Below are 19,835 nucleotides of genomic sequence, written 5' to 3'. Positions count from 1 at the left end.
AATCCGTACCATTTTGGTACGTTTTAGCCGCCACCGAATCTGCATGCTCCGCGTCAGCCGCCTGACCGATTACGCCACCGTGGTGATGACCTGCCTGGCCTCGCAGCCGGGCGAGGTGCTTTCGGCCGTGCAGATCGCGGAAGAAGCGCGCCTGGAATTGCCGACGGTCAGCAAGCTGTTGAAGACGCTTGGTCATGCCGGTCTGGTGGAGTCGTTCCGCGGCGCCAATGGCGGCTACCGGCTGGCGCGCGAGGCCGGGCGTATCAATCTGGCCGAGATCGTCGAGGCGATGGAAGGCCCGCTGAGCATGACCGAGTGCAGCGTCAGCGTCGGCAGCTGCGACCACGAATCCTATTGCACGGTGCGCGGCAACTGGCAGCGCATCAACACGGTGGTGGCGCAGGCTCTGCGCGCCATGACCCTGGCCGAGATGCTGGAACCGGCGCCGCAGCCGGTGCAGTTCGCGCCGCGGCCCGCCGAATCACGGAAATCCCCCACATGACCGCCGAACGCAGCGACAACGTAGCCACGCTTCGCGAGAACAACCCCGAGGTCGTCGAGGCGCTCTCGCGCCGTTACGGCGCGGGCTTCATTACCGACATCGAAACCGACAGCCTGCCGCCGGGCCTCAACGAGGACATCATCCGCGCGCTGTCGGCGTTGAAGGAAGAGCCCGAGTGGATGACCGAATGGCGACTGGAGGCCTATCGCCATTGGCTGACCATGCCGATGCCGGACTGGGCCAAGCTGAAGCTGTCGCCGATCGATTTCCAGGCCATCAGCTACTACGCCGCGCCGAAGAATCGGCCGAAGTCGCTGGACGAAGTCGATCCGAAGCTGTTGGAAACCTACGACAAGCTCGGCGTGCCGCTGCACGAGCGCGCGCGTCTGGCCGGCGTCGCCGTGGATGCGGTGTTCGATTCGGTGTCCGTCGGCACCACCTTCCGCAAGGAACTGGCCGAGGCCGGCGTGATCTTCTGCTCGATGAGCGAAGCCATCAAGGAACATCCGGAACTGGTGCGCGAGTACCTGGGCACGGTCGTGCCGACCGGCGACAACTACTTCGCGGCGCTGAACTCGGCCGTTTTCTCCGACGGTTCGTTCGTGTTCATTCCCAAGGGCGTGCGCTGCCCGATGGAGCTGTCCACGTACTTCCGCATCAACGCCGGCCACACCGGCCAGTTTGAGCGCACCCTGATCATCGCCGAGGACGAGGCCTACGTTTCGTACCTGGAAGGCTGCACCGCGCCGATGCGCGACGAGAACCAGCTGCATGCGGCGGTGGTCGAGCTGGTCGCGCTGGAGAAGGCCAGCATCAAGTATTCGACCGTGCAGAACTGGTATCCGGGCGACGAGAACGGCGTCGGCGGCATCTACAACTTCGTCACCAAGCGTGGCGACTGCCGCGGCGACGACAGCAAGATCTCGTGGACCCAGGTCGAGACCGGATCGGCGATCACCTGGAAGTATCCCAGCTGCGTGCTGCGGGGCGACCGCTCGGTGGGCGAGTTCTACTCGGTGGCGCTGACCCATCATCACCAGCAGGCCGACACCGGCACCAAAATGATTCACGTCGGCAAGGGCACGCGTTCGAAGATCGTGTCCAAGGGCATCAGTGCGGGCAAGAGTTCCAACGCCTACCGCGGGTTGGTGAAGGTCGAGAAGGGCGCCGAGGGCGCGCGCAACTATACGCAGTGCGATTCGCTGCTGATCGGCAAGACCTGCGGTGCGCACACCTTCCCGTACATGGAAGTGAAGAACTCGACCGCCATCGTCGAGCACGAGGCCACCACGTCGAAGATCTCCGACGACCAGCTGTTCTACTGCCGCGCGCGCGGACTGGACGAGGAGAACGCGGTGTCGATGATCGTCGACGGTTTCTGCAAGCAGGTCTTCCGCGAGCTGCCGATGGAATTCGCGGTCGAGGCCAAGAAGCTGCTGGAAGTCTCGCTGGAAGGCGCGGTCGGATGAACGCCTCGCGCCAGGACCACTGGCAGACGGTCTACCGGGGCACCTCCGAACAGCAGACCAGCTGGTATCGGCCGCACCTGGATGCCTCGCTGCGTTCGATCGACGCGCTGGATCTGCCGCACGATGCGCCGGTGATCGATGTCGGCGGCGGTCGCTCGACCCTGGTCGACGACCTGCTCGATCGTGGTTTTCGTGATCTCACCGTACTCGATCTGTCCGAGGCCGCGCTGGCGCAATCGCGCGCGCGCCTGGGCGCTCAGACCGCTTCTGTGCACTGGCTGGCTGATGATGTCACCGAAACCGAGATGCCGGCCGCGCGCTATGCGCTGTGGCACGACCGCGCGGTGTTCCACTTCCTGATCGAGGACATCGCGCAGCAGCGCTATCTCGATGCCGCCGCCCACGCCACGCGCGAAGGGGGATACGTGATTGTCGCCACCTTCGCCGCCGACGGTCCGGAACGTTGCAGCGGCCTGCCCGTGGCACGTTACGACGCCGGCACGCTGGCGGCTCGTTTCGCGCCGCATTTCGAATGCGTTGACGCGTGCCGCGACGTGCATCGCACTCCGTTCGATACCGAACAGCCTTTCACCTATCTGACCCTGCGTCGTCGCGATGACGCAACCGGAAACACGACCTCATGACTGCCATGCTGAAAATCGAAAACCTGCACGCCCGCGTCGAGGGCAAAGAGATTCTCAAGGGCCTTTCGCTGGAGATCGGGCCCGGCGAGGTGCACGCCATCATGGGGCCGAACGGCGCCGGCAAGTCGACGCTGGGCAATGTGCTATCCGGGCGCGACGGCTATGAAGTCACCGAGGGTTCGGTGACCTACATGGGCCAGGACCTGCTGGCGCTGGAGCCGGAAGAACGCGCGGCTGCCGGCGTGTTCCTGGCGTTCCAGTACCCGGTCGAGATTCCCGGCGTGAACAACACCTATTTCCTGCGTGCGGCCTACAACGCGCAGCGCAAGGCGCGCGGCGAGAGCGAGCTGGATTCGATGGAGTTCCTCAAGCTCGTGCGCGAGAAGCTCAAGGTCATGAATCTGTCGACGGACCTGCTCAACCGCGCCGTCAACGAAGGTTTCTCCGGCGGCGAGAAGAAGCGCAACGAGATCTTCCAGATGGCGTTGCTGGAGCCGAAGCTGGCGATCCTGGACGAGACCGATTCGGGTCTGGACATCGATGCGCTCAAGCAGGTCGCCGAGGGCGTCAACGCACAGCGCGACCCGCAGCGTTCGTTCCTGCTGATCACGCACTACCAGCGCCTGCTCGACTACATCGAGCCGGACTTCGTGCATGTGCTGGCCGACGGCCGCATCGTCGAGAGCGGCGACAAGACCCTGGCGCACAAGCTTGAAGAGCACGGCTATGCCTGGGTCGCCGAGCACGGCGAACCGGCGGGAGCGGCGTAATGGCGTCGCCGTTCGTCGAAGCCCAGGCCGAGCGCGCTCCAGACGTGCTGGCGCGCCTGCCCGGTGCCGGTCTGCCCTGGTTGGATGCCTTGCGTCGCGAGCAGCTGGAGGCCTTCGTGCGCGAGGGGCTTCCGGGTGCGCGCAACGAGGCCTGGAAATACACCGCGCTGCGTGCGCTCGAGCGCCGCGCGTTCCTGACCGGCGATGCAGAGGCCGCCGCGCGTGCGGTCGATATCTCGGATTTCGTCTTGCCCGGCGTGGACGGTCCGCGTCTGGTATTCGTGCATGGCGTGTTCCGCGCGGACCTGTCCTCGCTGGACGCCTTGCCGGAGGGGTTGCGCCTGCATCCGCTGTCTCAGGCGCTCGTGGAGGATGCCGAACCGTTGCGTTTCTTCCTCAGTCGCGGCGGTGAGCAGGCGGCTGATGCCTTTACGCGTCTCAACGCGGCGCTCGCCGGCGACGGCATGGTGCTGCGCGTGGCGCAGGGCGCGCGCATCGACGCGCCGGTGCATCTGGTGCAGATCGGCACGCCGGCCGACGAGGACCTGGCCTGGCACGCGCGCAACATCGTCGAGCTGGGTGAGGACGCGTCGCTGACGCTGATCGAGCATCATGTCGGCACTGGCCCGCACAAGCACCTGGGCACGCAGGTCAGCGACATCGTGCTGCATGCCAGGGCAAAACTGGCGTGGATCGGTCTGCAGGAAGCCGCCGACGGCGCGCTGCTGATGCGCCGCGATCGCGTGCGCCTGGATGCCAATGCGCACGCGCGCGTGCACGCAATGGAGCTGGGCGGAAGTCTGGTGCGCCGCGAGCTGGACGCCGAACTGCGCGGCGAAGGCGCGCGGCTGGACACGCGCGGCGTCTTTTTGCCGGGCGGTCGGCAGCATCTGGACACGCGTCTGGACATCCGGCATGTGGCGAAGCACACCGCCACCGATGCGCTGTGGCGCGGCGTGGCCGATCAGCGCGGTCGGGGCGTGTTCCACGGTGCGATCACTGTGGCCGAGGGCGCCGACGGCGCCGACGCCGCGCTCAGCAACAAGAACCTGCTGCTGTCGCCGCATGCCGAGATCGACACGCAGCCAGTGCTGGAAATCTACGCCGACGAAGTGATGGCTGCGCATGGCGCAACGGTCGGTCAGCTGGACGAACGCGCACTGTTCTATCTGCGCTCGCGCGGACTTCCGGCGGTGGCGGCGCGCACGCTGCTGACGCTGGCGTTCTGCCGCGCAGCGCTGGACGACCTGGATCACGAAGCCCTGTGCGAACACCTGGGCGAGCGTCTGGCCGAACGCCTTCCGGGCGGCGAGACCGCGGCGTGAGCTCGGCCACGCCCGTCATCGACGCGCGCGTGGCCGAGCACTACCGCTGGGGCGGCGATTGCGACGGCTGGCATCTGCTGGCCGGCGACGACCTCAGCGTGATCGAGGAACGCATGCCGTCCGGGGCCAGCGAGACACGCCATCGCCATGCCCGTGCGCGCCAGTTCTTCTACGTGCTGGAAGGCGAGGCGACGATGGAGCTCGATGGCGTTGATCATCGGCTCCGTGCCGGACAGGGACTGCACGTGCCGCCGGGTGCGACACATTGTCTGCGCAACGCGTCCGGCGCTGCGGTACGCTTCCTCGTCGTGTCGGCGCCGAAGAGTCACGGTGATCGCGACGTCGCGCCGTAGGTCGATTTCCCGTTTCCCCACACGAGTCCGTCATGAACGCCAAGTCAGCTCCAGCTCCGGTCCAGCCGCTCGATCCGTCCGCCATCCGCGCCGATTTCCCGGTGCTCGCGCGCGAAGTTCACGGCAAGCCGCTGGTGTATCTGGACAGCGCGAATACGGGGCAGAAGCCGCAGGCGGTGATCGATGCGGTCGATGCCTATTACAGCCGCTTCAACGCCAACGTGGCGCGCGCGGTGCACGCGCTCGGCGAGGAAGCAACCACCGCCTACGAAGGCGCGCGCGACATTCTGGCGAAGTTTCTCGGCGCCAACAGCCGCGACGAGCTGGTGTTCACCTCCGGGACCACGCACGCCATCAATCTGGTGGCCTACAGTTTCGCGCTGCCGCGCCTGAAGCCCGGCGATACCATCCTGGTCACGACCATGGAGCACCACGCCAACATCGTGCCGTGGCAGCTGGTGTGCGAACGCACCGGTGCGACGTTGAAGGTGGCACCGATCAACGAGGCGGGCGAGCTGATCGTCGAGCAGTTCGTCGAGCAGCTGACGCCGGACGTGAAGCTGGCCGCGTTCACCCATGTCTCCAATGTGCTGGGCACGGTCAATCCGGTGCGCGAGCTGGCCAGGGCCTGCCGCGAGCGCGGCATCCCTTCGCTGATCGACGGTTCGCAGGCGGCGCCGCATCTGCCGCTGGACGTGAAGTCGATCGGCTGCGATTTCTACGCCATCACCGGACACAAGATGGCCGGCCCCACCGGCACCGGCGTGCTGTGGGCCCGACCCGAGCATCTGCAGTCCATGCCGCCGTTCTTCGGTGGCGGCGACATGATCCGCAAGGTGCGCTTCTCCGGCACCGAGTTCGCCGATCCGCCGCACAAGTTCGAGGCCGGTACGCCCAACATCGCCGGCTTCATCGGTCTGGGCGCAGCCGCCGAATACCTCTCCGGCCTCGGCATGGAACGGGTCGCGGCGACCGAGCAGGCGCTGCTCGAGTACGCCACGGAGGCCTTCAAGCAGGTGCCGGGGCTGCGCATCTTCGGCGAGGCCGCGCACAAGGCGGCGGTGATCTCGTTCCTGATCGACGGCGTGCAGTCGCACGATCTGGCGACCATGCTCGATCTCGAGGGCGTGGCCGTGCGTTCGGGGCATCATTGCGCGCATCCGCTGATGGACTTCTACGGCGTGCCGGCCACGGCGCGCGCCTCGATGGCGTTCTACAATACGCGCGAGGAGATCGACCGTTTCATCGAGGCGCTGGCCAAGGTGCGCAAGCTGCTGGCCTGATCCGCATCGGGCGTCCAGCGGCTCGGGCATGCGCTATGCTCTGAAGCTCGAGGCCGGCCGGAAGCACGCAGTCCAGGGAGCACATGGACGCCACCGATCACCGGCGCGTCGTCCAGCGGCCGGCATGCGTGGCTGGAGCAGCGGACGCGCCCTGTTGGGGAATGTCCATGAAATCGCGTCGCCAGTTTCTGACCCGCCTGCCCATCGGCGTGCTGGGCGCCTTCGCTGCCTTCAAGCTCCAGGCCCAGGCCACCACGAAGAATGTGCCGGGCACGGCGCCGACCTTCAACGACGGCGCCGGTGCCGGTCCGGAGGTCACCGACATGACCTTCGCGCAGGCCGAGAAGTTGGTGCAGGTCCGCATGACTCCGGCGCAGCGCGAACAGGCCGCGTCGAGCTGGCGCACGTCGATGGCGGGCGTGCTGGAGCGCCGCACGGGGCCGAACAAGGTGGCGCTGGAGGACAGTCTGGCGCCAGCCACGGTGTGGAATCCGCAGCTGCCCGGTCATGCGGTCGGCCCTGCCGCGGACCGTTTCCAGCCAGCCATGGACGACGCCGGCCCGCTTCCGACGCGCGACGAGGACATCGCCTTCTCCAGCGTAGTCCAGCTGAGCCAGTGGATCCGCAGCGGCAGGCTCACGTCCGAGCGCCTGACCAGGATCTACATCGCGCGTATCAAGCGTTTCAATCCGAAGCTGCGCTGCGTCATCACGCTGCTGGAAGACCACGCGCTGAAGCAGGCGCGTCAGGCCGATCGCGAAATCGCCGCCGGCAAGTACCGCGGTCCGCTACACGGCATTCCCTGGGGCGGCAAGGATCTGCTGGACACCGCTGACATCCGCACCACCTACGGCGCCGAGCCGTTCCGCGACCGCGTGCCGAAGGAAGACGCGGCGGTGGTGAAGCGGCTCCACGACGCCGGCGCGGTGATGGTGGCCAAGCTCAGCATGGGCGCGCTGGCGCTGAATGACATCTGGTTCGGCGGGCAGACCATGAATCCGTGGGTGCCGGAAGAGGGCTCCGGCGGCTCCAGCGCGGGGCCGGGCTCGGCGACCGGCGCGGGTCTGGTGGCCTTCGCCATCGGCAGCGAGACCCAGGGCAGCATCATCGATCCGGCGATGCGCTGCGGCGTCACCGGTCTGCGCCCGACCTTCGGCCGCGTGCCGCGCACCGGCGCGATGACGCTGTGCTGGACCATGGACAAGCTCGGCCCGCTGACGCGTTCGGTCGAAGACACCATGCTGATCCTGCACGCCATCACCGGACCGGACGCGGGTGACGTCTACAGTGTGCCGAGCCGACTGGACTACGACGCCGGCGCGTCGGTGAAGGGGCTGAGGGTCGGCTACTTCCCGGACTGGATGAAGGAAGCGCCGGCCACCGAGCTGGATCGCGACGCCGTGAAGACCCTGCGCGAACTGGGACTGGAAACCAAGCCGGTCTCGTTGCCGGACTGGCCCTACGACTCGCTCAACCTGTTGCTGTTCGCCGAGGCCGCGGCGGCGTTCGAGGAGCTGACCCTGAGCGGCAAGGACGCCGAGCTGACCGTACAGACGCCGGACGCCTGGCCGAACCTGTTCCGTGAGTCGCGCTTCCTGTCGGCGGTGGACTACGTGCAGGCCGACCGTCTGCGGCGCAAGGTCGCCCAGGCGATGGCGGAACTCATGTCTGAAGTCGACCTGCTGCTGATTCCGTCCATGCGCGACGACATGATGGTCATCAGCAACATGACCGGGCAGCCGTCGCTGACCCTGCGCACCGGTTTCGTGCACATCTCGCAGGCGCGCAGCGACTGGGCGCCCGATCCGGCACATCCGCTGCCGCGCTTCTCGCCGCCGCGTCGCGTGCCGTACGGCGTGACGCTGGTCGGCCGCCTGTTCGAGGAAGGCGTGATCGCCCGCGTCGGGCGCGCCATGGAGCGCAAGCTGAAGGTCGCGCACGAGCGTCCGTCCGGATTCTGACCGCAGCGTCCGCGTGGCCGATCCGGCCGCGCGGACGCTATCATGGCGGCTATGACGAACGAGCTTTCCCTCAGTTTCCGCGCCGCGCAGCGCGCGGACATCCCCGCCATCGTGGCGCTGGTGGAATCGGCCTATCGCGGCGACGCCAGTCGCGTCGGCTGGACCACCGAGGCCGACTTGCTGGACGGCCAGCGCATCGATCCCGAGGGCGTCGCCGCTGACATCGAACGCGCCGGCAGTCAGGTACTGCTGACCGAGCAGGACGGCATACTGCTGGCCTGCTGCCACATCGAGCGCAAGGGCGATTTCGGCTACTTCGGCATGTTTGCCGTGCAGCCGGGACGCCAGGGCGGCGGCCTGGGGCGCGCGGTGCTGGCCGAGGCCGAACGCCGTCTGCGCGACGACCTGCACTGCCGCGAGGTGCGCATGACCGTCATCGACGTGCGCGACGACCTCATCGCCTGGTACGAGCGTCGCGGCTACCGGCGCACCGGCGAGCACGCGCCATTCCCCTACGGCGACGAACGCTTCGGCATCCCCAAGCGCGATGATCTGCGCTTCGAATGGCTGTCCAAGCCCCTTTCCGAGGAGCACGCCGCATGAGCGAGTGGATCGAGGTCGGTCCCAGCGGCGAACTGCTGCCGGGCGAGTTCAAGGTGGTGTGGGACGGCGACACGCCGATCGCGGTCTACAACATCGACGGCGATTACTACGCGGTCGAGGACACCTGCACGCATGATGGCGGCGACCTCGCCGGTGGCGAGGTGCACGGTTTCGAGGTCGAATGCCCGCGGCACGGTGCGCGTTTCGACGTGCGTTCGGGCAAGCCGACCTGTCCGCCGGCCTACGAGCCGATCGCCTGCTTCCCGGTCAAGCAGGAAGACGGCGTGATCTGGACGCGGGACGACCGTTTCGACTGAGATTCGTCGCGCGGGCGGCACGCGCATGGTTTCGTCGTGGACATGCTTCGTCCGTGACGGTCGATGCTGCGTGGAGCAGGCAGGGTTCGAGCATGCGGACGGCTGCTAGACAGGGAATCGCGTCCGTTTCACGCTGCACGACGGTTCGGCTGAAGACGGGCTGAGTACCTCTGTGCGGCGGCAGGAGCGGGAAAGGGCGTCGAAAGAATGCGGTTCTAGGCTGAAAGCCCATCGAACTGCTGCGGAACCGCTGCCTTGCACGACTGGACCATTCTGTGTGACTTCGACGGCACCATCGCCCTCGACGATGTCACCGATGCACTGCTGAGTCGTTTCGCGCTTCCCGAATGGGAGGCGATCGAAGCGCGCTGGCGTGACGGTGCCATCGGTTCGCGCGAGTGCATGACGGCGCAGATCGCGCTGATCGACGCCTCGCTGGACGAGGTCGACGCGGCGCTCGATGCCCTGCCCATCGATCCCGCCTTTCCCGGCTTCGTGGCCGAAGCGCAGCGCCGCGGCATGGCGGTGCAGGTCGTCAGCGACGGCCTGGACTACGCGATCCGCCGCATCCTGGCGCGCCACGGCCTGGGCGACCTTCCGGTTCGCGCCAACCGCCTGCTGCACGACGGCGAGCGCGGCTGGCAACTGAACTCGCCGCATGCCGACGTCGCCTGCGCCGCCGCCAGCGGCACGTGCAAGTGCGCGATCGCGCGCGGCCACGAAAAGGTGCTGATGATCGGCGACGGCCAGTCCGACTTCTGCGTCGCCGGCATCGCCGATTACGTGTTCGCCAAGAAGAAACTGATTTCCCATTGCCGGCGCGCGGGCATCCCGCACCGGACCATCGTCGATTTCTCCGACGCGTGCGCACTGCTCGACACGCTGCCGGAGCGGCTCGGCGACACCTTCCCCGAACTCTTCCCCCTGCGAGTCCATCTGGCATGAATACCGTTGCAATGCGGGTCCCCGAGACCGCGACCGAGACCGACGAGGCCCTGCTGGCCGACGAGGCGAAATACTGCTCCTTCGGCGACACCGTCCACTACACCGATCCGCCGAAGCTGTTCGACCGCTGCGAAGGCAGCTACATGTACGACACCGCCGGGACGCCGTTCCTGGATTTGCAGATGTGGTACTCGGCGGTGAACTTCGGCTACGCCAATCCGCGTCTGAACGATGCGCTGAAGCGCCAGATCGATCACCTGCCGCAGGTCGCCAGCCAGTATCTGCACCGCGAGAAGATCGAGCTGGCCCGGACCATCGCCGTCGACGCCGAGCGCAAGTTCGGTCTGCCGGGGCGTGTGCACTTCAACGTCGGCGGCGCGCAGGCGGTGGAGGATTCGCTGAAGATCGTGCGCAACTACACCGGTGGCAAGAGCCTGATGTTCGCCTTCGAGGGCGGTTATCACGGCCGTACCCTGGGCGCGTCGGCGATCACCTCCAGCTACCGCTACCGCCGCCGCTACGGCCACTTCGGCGAGCGCGCGATGTTCCTGCCGTATCCGTATCCGTTCCGCCGCCCCAAGGGCATGGACAAGGAAGAGTACGGCGAGCATCTGGTGGCCGAGTTCGCGCGCTTGTTCGAGACCGAGTACCACGGCGTGTGGGACCCGAAGGTCGGCGAGTGCGAGTACGCGGCGTTCTACATCGAGCCGCTGCAGGGCACCGGCGGCTACATCGTTCCGCCGATGAACTACTTCAAGGGCCTGAAGAAGGTGCTGGACCAGTACGGCATCCTGATGGTGTCCGATGAGATCCAGATGGGCTTCTTCCGCACCGGCAAGCTGTGGTCCATCGAGCACTTCGGCGTGACGCCGGACATGATCGTCTTCGGCAAGGCGCTGACCAATGGCCTCAATCCACTGTCGGGCCTGTGGGCGCGCGAAGAGCTGATCAATCCCGAGGTGTTCCCGCCGGGTTCCACGCATTCGACCTTCAACGCCAACCCGCTGGGCACCGCGGTCGGGCTGGAGGCGCTGCGCATGATGCACGAGACCGACTACGAAGCCATGGTCATGGCCAAGGGCGCGCATTTCCTGGAGGGTCTGCAGGACCTGCAGAAGCGGCACAAGGAGATCGGCGACGTCGACGGCCTGGGCCTGGCGCTGCGTTGCGAGATCTGCACCGAGGACGGCTTCACGCCGAACAAGGCGCTGGTCGATCGCATGGTCGACATCGGTCTGGCCGGCGAGCTGGAGCACAACGGCAAGAAGATCGGTCTGGTGCTGGATATCGGCGGCTACTACAAGAATGTCATCACGCTGGCGCCGTCGTTGCACATCACCACCGAGGAGATCGACCTCGGCATCGCGCTGCTGGACCAGCTGCTGACCAAGGCCAAGCGCGCTGCCTGAGCGCGCCCGGTGCAAGGCATGATGGGGGAGTCCGCTGCAAGTCTGCCCCGGCGTTCGCGCCGGGGCCTTGCTTTGTGCAGTGGTGCAGGTCGGCGCTCAGTCCTCGCAGCGGCGCAGCGCCAGTACGGCGTTGAGACCGCCGAAGGCGAACGAGTTGGACAGCACCGCGTCGACGCGCTGCGCGCGCGCCGTGTTGGGCACGTAGTCCAGGTCGCAGGCAGGATCGGCGTCGAGGAAGTTCGCCGTGGGTGGCAGGATGTCTTCGCGCAGCGCGCCGATGGCCGCGATGAGTTCCAGCGCGCCGGCGGCGCCCAGTGCGTGGCCGTGCACGCCCTTGGTCGAGGATACGGCCAGCCGTTCGGCATGCGCGCCGAAGACCTGGCGGATGGCGCGCGTCTCGGTCGGATCGTTGGCCGGCGTCGCGGTGCCGTGGGCGTTGATGTAGCCGACTTGCTCCGGCGCCAGACCGGCGTCGTCGAGTGCGGCGCGGATGGCCTGCGCTGCGCCGTCCGCCGAGGGCGCGACAATGTCACCGGCGTCCGCGCTCATGCCGAAGCCGGCCAACTCGGCCAGGATCGTCGCGCCGCGCGCGCGGGCATGCTCCAGCGTCTCCAGCACGAACACGCCCGCGCCTTCGGCCAGCACCATGCCGCGGCGCTGCTTGCAGAACGGCCGGCAGGTGTCGTCGGCGACTACGCGCATGGCTTCCCAGGCGCGCAGGCCGGGCAGGCTGAAGCACGATTCGGTGCCGCCGACCAACGCAGCGTCGACGAGGCCGCTGCGCAGCATGGCGGCGGCCTGGATCACGGCGTGGTTCGAGGATGCGCAGGCACTGACCACGCCGAAGGCCGGTCCGGTGACGCCGAACTCGATGCTGAGATGGCTGGCCGGCGCGTTCGGCATCATGCGCACGATGGACAGTGGGTGCACGCGCGAGGAACCCTCGCCGTGGACCTTCCGGCCCTGCTCGTCGCGAGCGATCTCGCCGCCGACGCCGGTGCCGATCACCGTGGCCGTGCGCGCCGCCAGACCGTCGCGGCCGAAGTCGATGCCGGCCTGGGCGACTGCCTCGCGCGCGGCGACCAGACACATCTGGCCGGTGCGGTCGAGCAGGCCGAGGCGCGCGCTGTCGAAATGCGCGGTCGGGTCGAAATCCCGCAGTTGCGCGGCGACCTTCATGCGCAGTTGCGCGGCGGGATCGGGCGAGACCAGCGGCGCGATCGCGCTGCGGCCGTCGCGCATGGCCTGCCAGAGCGGCTCGGCGCCCATGCCACAAGCGCTGATCGCGCCCATGCCGGTGATGACGATGCGTCGCATGTGCGTTTCCTGTTTTCGGAGGGGGCGGACGGTCGTCCGGGTCAGGCCTTGGCGCCGGCGTCGGCGGCTCCGTCCTGTTTCGCGGCGAGCGCTTCCTCGACCGCGTCGACCAGGCCCTTGGCCGAGTCGGCGTCGAAGTCCGGGTCGCGGTCGGGCATGTTGATGTCGAAGTGCTCCTCGATGTCGAAGATGATCTCGATCGCTTCGAGGGACGCGATGTTCAGATCCTTCAGTGTCGACTCGGGGGTGACCTGGTCGACGTCGACCTTGCCGTGTTCGGCGATGATCTTGAAAACTTGCTCTTGTACGGATGCGTTCATGTGGGGACTCCCAGCGGGGACCGCCGTGCCGCCGCATCCGCGCCGCAGTGGCGCAAGGACGGCGGCGTAGCCGTCGTGTATCCCGCAATCTAGTCAGGCAATCTTGCACATGCCTTTCGTATCGCAATTGGAACCCGAGGCCCTGGTGCGGCATTTCCTGCGGCATCCGCCGGAAGACTTCGCCGCCGACACGGTCGTCGGCGGCATGCCGGGCTTCGTCGCGCCGTTCGACCTCCTGACCACCGCCGACCCGGCGCTGCGCGCGCGAGTGAGCGGTCTGCCCGGCTATCGCCGCTGGTCGCGCTGGCTGCAGCCGCGCACGCGTTTCGTCGGCACCACGGTCAGCGAGTACGCCTGGTTGCCGGCGTCTGCCGATCCGGCCGCGCTGGCAGGGGAACTCGTCGACACGCACGGGCGCGAATGTCCGTTCCTCATCGTCAAGGACATTCCGCAGGATTCGCCGCTGCTCGATGCGCACGGCAACGCCTGGTGCGACGCCTTCGCCGAAGCCTGTGCCGACCGCGGCTTCGTGCTGCTGGAAGGGCAGGCGCTGGCCTGGGTGCCGATCGATTTCGAAAACGTCGACGCGTATCTGGCGCGCCTGTCGAAAGGTGCGCGCAAGGATATTCGCCGCAAACTGCGCGCTCGTGAGCAACTGCAGGTGGAGACCGTGGCGACGGGCGATCCGCGCTTCGGCGATCCGCAGGTGCGCGCTGCGTTCATGCGGTTGTACGCCGCCGTCTATGCGCAGAGCGAGATCCATTTCGACCGCCTGACCGAGGCGTTCTTCCGTGACGTGCTCCAGGACGGCGACAGCGGTGGCGTGGTCTTCGTCTACCGGCGCGAGGGCGAGATGATCGGCTGGAACCTGTGCTACCGCCACGGCGATGCGCTGGTCGACAAGTACGTGGGCTTCGCCTATCCGCAGGCGCGCGAATGCAATCTGTACGCGGTGAGCTGGATGCACAATCTCGAATACGCGCGGACGCAGGGCCTGCGTCGTTACATCGCCGGCTGGACCGATCCGGAGGTGAAGGCCCATCTCGGCGCCCGCATGACCTTCACGCGGCACGCGGTGCGTCCGCGAAATCTTTTGCTGCGCGGGGCGCTGAAGCGGCTCTCGCGGCATTTCGAAAGCGACCGTCACTGGTACGAGGAAAAGCATGCGCATGCGCCCGGTGGTGCTTGATCTGGATGGCTCCGTGGACACCCTGCCGCAGGCGGTGGTGGTGCCGCTCGCGCATTGGAACGCGCCGCTGCGTTTCGCTTGCAGCCGGCGTCAGCTGCGCGGCTTCGCGCAGCGGCTGGGCGAGCTGCTGCCGCGCGAGGGCGGTACGTTCTTCACCGGCAGCGGCGACTTCCATCACCTGAGCCTGCCGCTGATCGAGCGCGCCGCGTTGCAGCATGGGCCGCTGGAGGTGGTGGTCTTCGACAACCATCCCGACAACATGCGGTTCGCCTTCGGCGTGCATTGCGGTTCGTGGGTGCGCGATGTCACGCAGCTGCCCAACGTGCTGCACGTGCACGTGGTCGGTATCACTTCGTCGGACATCGGCCCGGTCCATGCCTGGGAAAATCATCTCGGTCCGCTGCGGCGGGGGCGCCTGACCTACTGGTCCATCGGCGCGCGCACCGGTTGGGCGCGTGCGGTGGGGCTGGGCGCCGCGTTCCGCAACTTCGCGGACGTGCCGTCGCTGCTGCAGACTTTCCGTACGGAGATGGCGCGCAGCGAGACGCCGGTCTATCTGTCCATCGACAAGGACGTGCTGAGTCCCGAGGACGCACGCACCAACTGGGACCAGGGCTGTCTGCGCGAACACGATCTGCATGCGGCGATCCGCGCGCTGGACGGTCGTCTTGTCGGTAGCGACGTCACCGGCGAGGTGTCGATGGCGCGCTACGCGCAGTGGTGGAAGCGCGTCCTGTCCGCACTGGATCGGCAGCCGCCGGTTTCGGACGCGGACCTGGCCGCCTGGCAGGCACAGCAGCATGCGGTGAACCGGCGTCTGCTGACGGTCATCGACGCCGCCCGGCGCGCGGGCTGAGCCTGCGCGGTCACCCGCTTAGTGTGGCGCGCAGTTGTCGGACGACGCGTTCGAAGCGTGCGTCGTCCAGCCATGGACTGTTGGTCAATGTGAAGCTGCGTGCGGCGAAGTCCCGTGCGTGCGGTGTGGTCGCCGCAGGCAGAATCGTTGTCAGATCGGCGTAGTCCGGCAGCGCGTGGATGAACAGCCGGCTGACGCCGAGACCGCTCGTCCACAGGGCAGCCATGATCGCGTCGCGCGTGGCCGCGTCATCGCACAGCAGCAGAAAGAACGGCCAGGTGCCCTGTGCGCCGGGTGGTGTGTCGAGCACGCGCAGGCCGGGCAGGGCGTCCAGACGTGCCCGCCGCTGCATGGCCTGCGTGCGTGTTCGATGCAGGAACGCCGGCAGACGCTTGGCCGCGCGCGCTGCGACGCGCTGACGCCAGCGTCCGAGTCGATGCAGCGGGATCTCCATCGGGAACCGGTCGCCGACTGCGTCGACCGGATCGCCGCGACGCAGGGCGCGGCGCAGCGGCGCGCCGTAGGCCAGTCGCAGGCCGCGTGGGCGGTACAGCAGCCCGTAACCGAGCAGTTCGATGCTGCGCCGGAACTCCCATCCGAAGCGCTGCGGCAGCGTGTCCCGCGCGCTGGCGTGCAGCACGTCGCGCAGGTTTGCATCGCGCGTGACCAGTAGTCCGCCTTCGTAGGTGCTCAGTCCCTTGCCGGCGGCGAGGCTGTACAGCCCGATGTCGCCCGCCATGCCAGCGGGCGTGCCGTCGGCGTGGCGGGCGCCGAGCGCCTGCGCGGCGTCCTCGATCACACGTGCGCCGACGGCGTGGGCGATGGCGCACACCTCGCCGAGATCGACCGGGCATCCGCCCAGGTGCGCGGGCACGACGGCCAGCGTCTCCGGGCCGGCGAGCCGCTGTAGTGACTCGGGGTCCAGCGCGAAGTGTCCGGGCAGGGTGTCGCACAGCACGAGTTGCAGATGGCAGTGGGCGACCGCAATGGCGACCAGCGGGCAGGTGTAGGCCGGCACGATCACTTCGCGGCGTTCACTGATCGAAGCCAGCGCGCGCAGCGCCACGACCAGCGCGGCCGTGCCCGAGCAGGTCGTCAGCGCGTCGGTGGTGCCGAGGAAGGGGGCAAGAGCATGAGGCAGTGGGTCCGCGCGGCCGTACAGGTCGCCGAACTGCAGCGGCAGCCCGGCTGTGGGCGGGATCTCGCGGCGGTCAGTCCGGTGCGGCATCGCCTTCGCCCTTGGCCAGAACGAGAATGCCGCCGACGATGGCGATGGCGCCGAGTCCCTGCACGGGCGTGATGTGCTCGCCGAAGATCGGCACTGCCAGCAGCAGGCCCGTCACCACTTCCAGGTGCGAGGCGGCGAACGCCGGGCCGATCGGCGCATGCTTGAGCAGCGTCATCCAGGTGAAGAACGCGCCCAGGTAGCCGATGACGGCGCCGTACACCCACGGGTGGGCGAACAGGCGCAGCAGCCAGGCGAGATTCGGCTGCAGCGGCAGCGCATGCATGCCGGCCAGCTTGAAGCAGATCTGCGCCAGCGTGTCGAACGTGAGCAGCGCGCCGAATCCGATCAAGTAGAAGCGCTTCACAGGCCGGCTCCGACCAGGGCGACGCCGAGCGTGATCAGCACCATGCCGGTCACGCGTCGGGGCGTCAGTGTCTCGCCGAACAGCAGCCGACCGGCGAGCATGATCGCCACGATGTTGATGCAGCCCAGCAGCAGACCGCGTCCGAGCGGCACCAGCGTCAGGAAGGCGATCCAGGCCAGGAATTCGAAGACATAGCAGACGCCGCCGAGCCAGATCCACGGTCGCGCCAGCATGTGGCGCCAGCGGGCCAGGCCGTCGCCCGCCTCGGGATCGCCGGCGGCGGCCTTGAAGGCCAGCTGCCCCACGGTGTCCAGCACCACGGTCAGCAGCCACAGGGAAAAGACGGTCGGTTGCATGGCAGGCAGTCTGCAGGGCGCTCAGGCCACGCTGGCCAGGGGCGCGTCGGCGTCCGGTGCCGTGGCGTGGCGGTCGAAGAAGGCGCTCAGGCGTGCATGCAGCAGGCGGCGTTGCCGGTCGATGGTAATCATGTGGTAGCTATCCTCCAGCGGCAGCATTTCCACGGGACCGGACACGCGGTCGTGCACCAGCATGGCGTTCGACTGCAGACTGGCAACGTCGTCCTCGGTGGCGTGCGCGATGAAGCAGGGCGCCTGGACCTGAGGCAGTCGCCGACGGGTGTGCGCGGCGAGCAGATACATGTCGGCCAGCGAGTGCCAGGGATTGCCGGGCAGGCCGGCGGCGGCGCTGTCGCCGCCCAGCATGGCCGCGCTGACGGTGGCGCGGATGCGTTCGTCGCGCAAGCCGTAGGGCGGCTGCTCCATGAAGCAGCGGTGGCGGCCGATGCCCAGTTTTTTCACCAGCGGAAGCAGGAAGGACAGGCGACCGAGTCGCGGAATGCTCCAGCCGTCGTAGCGGAACGTCGCGCCGAGGACGCCCACGCCGTGAATGTGGTCGGGGCGGTCCGCGGCCAGCAGCAGCGCCAGCAGCGCGCCCATGGACAGGCCGGCCACGAAGACCTGTGTGCATCGCTGTTGCAGGGCATCGGCGGCGTCCTGCACGCTGGCGTACCAGTCGTGCCAATCGGTGGCGAGAAGGTCGTCCTCGTCGCCGCAGTGTCCGGCCAGCTGCATGCCGTGCACGGTGAAGCCGGCGCGATGCAGGCCCTTGCCCAGCAGGCGCATTTCGGCGGGCGTGCCGGTCAGGCCGTGGATCAGCAGCACCCCGCGGGGTCCGCCTTCGAACAGGAAGTCGACCTTCTCGATCATGTTGTCTCGCGAACGGAATCGGACGGCGCAGTGCGCCCCTCGCAACATCGCACGCGGCGGTTTCGGCAACCTTTCAGACGCGCGTGCTCAGCCGTGCGTGCTCGGGCCGGTGCCTTTCAGGAAGCGCACCAGCACGCGCTGGCCGATGCGCCGCGCCACGGCGTGATCGAATCGCAGCAGGCAGCGTACCGTGCGCGCGTGTCCGCGCTGCGGGCTGTCGCCGTCCAGACGCGCGGTCTCGTAGACCTGGCCAACCTCGATCACGTGAGCGCGGCCCAGCGACTGCGCGCTGTCGTCGTCGAGTACGATCTCGGCCTGCATGCCGGCATGGACCCGGTCGGCGAACGTGCTGTCGAGTTCGGCCACGACGATGCGCGGTGCGTCCGGCAGCAGGTGGAACAATGGTCCGCTCTGCGGCGATACGGTCTGTCCCGGCTGCGTGGCGACGTCGACGATCTGAGCATCGCGCGGAGCGCGGATCGTGTGCAGTTGCAGCACGCGTTCGGCCTGCTGCAGGTGACCCTGCGCCACGGTCACGGCGGCCTGGGCCGAAGCAGCCTGGGCGTCGAGTTCGGTCACGTGTTCGGCGGCGGCGGCGGCGTGCTGGCCCGAGTCCGCGCCGGCGGCTGCGGCCTTGGCCAGCAGTCCGGCCTGATGCCGGGCGGCCTTGCGCTTGGCGGCGATCAGGCGTGCCTGCGCCTGTGCCTGCTGCAGTGTGCCACGGGCCACGGTCACGGCGGCCTGTGCCTGGTCGGTGTGCAGTTTCGCCAGCACCTCGCCGCGCTTCACGCGGTCGCCGGTGTGGACCTTCACGTGCGCGACCACGCCGGACACAGAGGCGTCGAGCGGCAGCAGCCCGGCCTCGATGTCGATGCGTCCGCGCGCCACGGCGGCGTACTTCGGCGTCTCGTGAGCAGCCGGCGTCTGGGCATCGTTCTGCGGGTGCGAACAGGCGCCGAGCATGCCCGTGACCAGCGCGGTCAGCAACAGGAAGGAAGTCTGCGAACGAATCATCGGGACGCTCCGGAGATGGGGTGGACGGTGTCGGTCGCCGAGGGGCGTCGATCTTCGAGAATGTGGCCGTCCTCCATGGTCAGCAGGCGGTCGGCGTGGCCGATCAGGCGCGGGTCGTGACTGACGCACAGCACCGTGGTGCCGTGGCGGCGGGCGATCCGGTGCAGCATGTCGATGACCATCTGCCCGTTGGCGGCATCGAGCGAGCTGGTCGGTTCGTCGGCGAACAGCAGCGCCGGTTCCTTGGCCAGTGCGCGGGCGATGGCGACGCGCTGTTTCTCGCCGCCGGAGAGCTCGGCGGGGCGCAGGTGCATGCGTGGTCCCAGGCCGACCTCGTCCAGCGCGGTCCGTGCCCTGGCGCGGACGATGTCGCGCTTCAGACCGAGGTAGCCGAGCGGCAGCGCAACCTGCTCGAAGGCGGTCAGCGCGGGGAACAGGTTGAAGCCCTGGAATACGAAGCCGGTGTGCAGCAGCCGGAAGCGCTCCAGCGCACGCTTGTCCATGTCGTCGAGGGATTCCCCGAGCGCGTGGACATGGCCGCTGTCGGCCGGCTGCAGGCCGCTGAGGATCGACAGCAGCGTGCTCTTGCCGCAGCCGGAGGGGCCGCAGATCAGGGTCAGTTCGCCGGCGTCCACGTGCAGCGACAAGTCGTCCAGGACGGTCGACACGATGCGTCCGGCGCGAAACGACTTGCACACATGACGGGCTTCCAGCGAGGGCGAGGTGACGGTATTCATCGG

22 protein-coding genes are annotated in these 19,835 nt (G+C 67.9%); 14 read left to right on the top strand and 8 right to left on the bottom strand.

Translation table 11 applies throughout. The features are described from left to right. Positions 1 to 43 precede the first annotated feature (43 nt). The 12 genes from HF690_RS03460 (at position 44) to HF690_RS03405 (ending at position 11,581) form a co-directional block, all read left to right on the top strand. Entirely contained in the window at positions 44 to 502 is a 459-nt protein-coding gene (locus HF690_RS03460; RefSeq protein ID WP_113065344.1) for an SUF system Fe-S cluster assembly regulator, read from the top strand. After that, entirely contained in the window at positions 499 to 1,971 is a 1,473-nt protein-coding gene (sufB, locus tag HF690_RS03455) for a Fe-S cluster assembly protein SufB (RefSeq protein WP_168608432.1), read from the top strand. Before HF690_RS03460 ends, sufB begins: the two co-directional genes overlap by 4 nt. After that, positions 1,968 to 2,615 carry a class I SAM-dependent methyltransferase gene (locus HF690_RS03450; RefSeq protein ID WP_168608431.1) on the top strand — a complete coding sequence of 216 codons (648 nt, stop codon included), beginning with the start codon at positions 1,968 to 1,970 and terminating at the stop codon, positions 2,613 to 2,615. Before sufB ends, HF690_RS03450 begins: the two co-directional genes overlap by 4 nt. 5 nt (positions 2,616 to 2,620) lie before the next feature. Next, positions 2,621 to 3,385: a Fe-S cluster assembly ATPase SufC gene (gene sufC, locus HF690_RS03445; RefSeq protein ID WP_168608539.1), complete on the top strand. Its 765-nt coding sequence runs from the start codon at positions 2,621 to 2,623 to the stop codon at positions 3,383 to 3,385. Next, positions 3,385 to 4,710, top strand: a complete 1,326-nt coding sequence (sufD, locus tag HF690_RS03440; RefSeq protein WP_168608430.1) for a Fe-S cluster assembly protein SufD — start codon at positions 3,385 to 3,387, stop codon at positions 4,708 to 4,710. Before sufC ends, sufD begins: the two co-directional genes overlap by 1 nt. Beyond that, a complete protein-coding gene (locus tag HF690_RS14970) occupies positions 4,707 to 5,063 on the top strand; it encodes a cupin domain-containing protein (protein WP_113065339.1) in 357 nt (118 codons plus the stop codon). Before sufD ends, HF690_RS14970 begins: the two co-directional genes overlap by 4 nt. 32 nt (positions 5,064 to 5,095) lie before the next feature. After that, positions 5,096 to 6,346, top strand: coding sequence for an aminotransferase class V-fold PLP-dependent enzyme (locus tag HF690_RS03430; protein WP_113065338.1), 1,251 nt, complete (start codon positions 5,096 to 5,098; stop codon positions 6,344 to 6,346). A 167-nt stretch (positions 6,347 to 6,513) separates the two neighbouring features. Beyond that, positions 6,514 to 8,307 carry an amidase gene (locus HF690_RS03425; RefSeq protein ID WP_205300789.1) on the top strand — a complete coding sequence of 598 codons (1,794 nt, stop codon included), beginning with the start codon at positions 6,514 to 6,516 and terminating at the stop codon, positions 8,305 to 8,307. A gap of 51 nt (positions 8,308 to 8,358) precedes the next feature. Then, complete coding sequence (locus HF690_RS03420; RefSeq protein WP_425495900.1) at positions 8,359 to 8,910, top strand: GNAT family N-acetyltransferase; 552 nt, start codon at positions 8,359 to 8,361, stop codon at positions 8,908 to 8,910. After that, entirely contained in the window at positions 8,907 to 9,227 is a 321-nt protein-coding gene (locus tag HF690_RS03415) for a non-heme iron oxygenase ferredoxin subunit (protein WP_113065335.1), read from the top strand. The genes HF690_RS03420 and HF690_RS03415 overlap by 4 nt, the downstream gene beginning before the upstream one ends. A 255-nt stretch (positions 9,228 to 9,482) precedes the next feature. Beyond that, entirely contained in the window at positions 9,483 to 10,172 is a 690-nt protein-coding gene (locus tag HF690_RS03410; protein ID WP_205300788.1) for an MtnX-like HAD-IB family phosphatase, read from the top strand. Positions 10,173 to 10,183: 11 nt separating this feature from the next. Further along, on the top strand, positions 10,184 to 11,581 hold the full coding sequence (locus HF690_RS03405) for an aspartate aminotransferase family protein (RefSeq protein ID WP_113065333.1): 1,398 nt from the start codon (positions 10,184 to 10,186) through the stop codon (positions 11,579 to 11,581). Between the two features lie 96 nt (positions 11,582 to 11,677). Here HF690_RS03405 and HF690_RS03400 read toward each other — a convergent pair whose 3' ends face one another. Both HF690_RS03400 and HF690_RS03395 read right to left on the bottom strand, forming a co-directional pair. After that, on the bottom strand, positions 11,678 to 12,898 hold the full coding sequence (locus HF690_RS03400; RefSeq protein ID WP_168608426.1) for a beta-ketoacyl-[acyl-carrier-protein] synthase family protein: 1,221 nt from the start codon (positions 12,896 to 12,898) through the stop codon (positions 11,678 to 11,680). A gap of 41 nt (positions 12,899 to 12,939) precedes the next feature. Further along, positions 12,940 to 13,218 carry an acyl carrier protein gene (locus HF690_RS03395; protein WP_113065331.1) on the bottom strand — a complete coding sequence of 93 codons (279 nt, stop codon included), beginning with the start codon at positions 13,216 to 13,218 and terminating at the stop codon, positions 12,940 to 12,942. Positions 13,219 to 13,327: 109 nt separating this feature from the next. Between HF690_RS03395 and HF690_RS03390 the strand changes: the two genes are divergently transcribed. Then, positions 13,328 to 14,407: a peptidogalycan biosysnthesis protein gene (locus HF690_RS03390; protein WP_113065330.1), complete on the top strand. Its 1,080-nt coding sequence runs from the start codon at positions 13,328 to 13,330 to the stop codon at positions 14,405 to 14,407. Continuing rightward, a complete protein-coding gene (locus HF690_RS03385; RefSeq protein WP_425495894.1) occupies positions 14,382 to 15,263 on the top strand; it encodes an arginase family protein in 882 nt (293 codons plus the stop codon). Before HF690_RS03390 ends, HF690_RS03385 begins: the two co-directional genes overlap by 26 nt. A 10-nt stretch (positions 15,264 to 15,273) precedes the next feature. On the opposite strand, the gene HF690_RS03380 is transcribed toward HF690_RS03385, so the two are convergent. The 6 genes from HF690_RS03380 to HF690_RS03355 form a co-directional block, all read right to left on the bottom strand. Further along, positions 15,274 to 16,491: a DegT/DnrJ/EryC1/StrS family aminotransferase gene (locus tag HF690_RS03380; RefSeq protein WP_168608425.1), complete on the bottom strand. Its 1,218-nt coding sequence runs from the start codon at positions 16,489 to 16,491 to the stop codon at positions 15,274 to 15,276. After that, positions 16,475 to 16,855, bottom strand: a complete 381-nt coding sequence (locus HF690_RS03375; RefSeq protein ID WP_168608424.1) for an EamA family transporter — start codon at positions 16,853 to 16,855, stop codon at positions 16,475 to 16,477. The genes HF690_RS03380 and HF690_RS03375 overlap by 17 nt, the downstream gene beginning before the upstream one ends. Further along, complete coding sequence (locus HF690_RS03370) at positions 16,852 to 17,211, bottom strand: EamA family transporter (protein WP_113065328.1); 360 nt, start codon at positions 17,209 to 17,211, stop codon at positions 16,852 to 16,854. Before HF690_RS03370 ends, HF690_RS03375 begins: the two co-directional genes overlap by 4 nt. 21 nt (positions 17,212 to 17,232) lie before the next feature. Then, a complete protein-coding gene (locus HF690_RS03365; protein WP_113065327.1) occupies positions 17,233 to 18,081 on the bottom strand; it encodes an alpha/beta hydrolase in 849 nt (282 codons plus the stop codon). 87 nt (positions 18,082 to 18,168) lie between these two features. Further along, a complete protein-coding gene (locus HF690_RS03360) occupies positions 18,169 to 19,095 on the bottom strand; it encodes an HlyD family secretion protein (protein ID WP_168608423.1) in 927 nt (308 codons plus the stop codon). After that, positions 19,092 to 19,832: an ABC transporter ATP-binding protein gene (locus tag HF690_RS03355; protein ID WP_168608422.1), complete on the bottom strand. Its 741-nt coding sequence runs from the start codon at positions 19,830 to 19,832 to the stop codon at positions 19,092 to 19,094. The genes HF690_RS03360 and HF690_RS03355 overlap by 4 nt, the downstream gene beginning before the upstream one ends. Between the last annotated feature and the right edge of the window lie 3 nt (positions 19,833 to 19,835).

Source organism: Oleiagrimonas citrea (assembly GCF_012395255.1).
In the GTDB taxonomy this organism is placed as follows: domain Bacteria; phylum Pseudomonadota; class Gammaproteobacteria; order Xanthomonadales; family Rhodanobacteraceae; genus Oleiagrimonas; species Oleiagrimonas citrea.
This window is presented reverse-complemented; position numbering and strand designations above follow the sequence as displayed.